Annotated in this window: 1 pseudogene; it reads left to right on the top strand. The window is 64.0% G+C overall.

Going from position 1 to position 236, the window contains the following annotated elements:
- Nucleotides 1–37: 37 nt before the first annotated feature.
- Nucleotides 38–236: pseudogene (locus ACTFO6_RS19800) on the top strand (DUF2189 domain-containing protein); the annotation flags it as partial.

The raw sequence follows: 236 nt of genomic DNA, 5'->3' as shown, positions 1-236 counted from the left end.
GTTCTCGGTGGTGTACCTATCATTCACAGCGGAATATATGCGGTTCGGGGCTTTGCTCGCCGTGGGGGTGTTCGCCATCAGCGCGGTCTCGATCCATCTCATGCTAGACCGGAAGGTGGACACCGCCACCGCGGTGGTGACCAGCGCGCGCGTATGCGCGCGCAACGTCCAGGCGATGGCTCTGTGGGTCGCCCTCATCGTCGCACTGGTGGGCGTCGGGCTCCTCACCCTGTTCA

It is taken from the genome of Pelomicrobium sp. G1, from assembly GCF_051905455.1.
GTDB lineage: Bacteria > Pseudomonadota > Gammaproteobacteria > Burkholderiales > UBA6910 > Pelomicrobium.
Note: the sequence above shows the minus strand (reverse complement) of the source record. Positions and strands in the feature narration are given on the sequence as shown.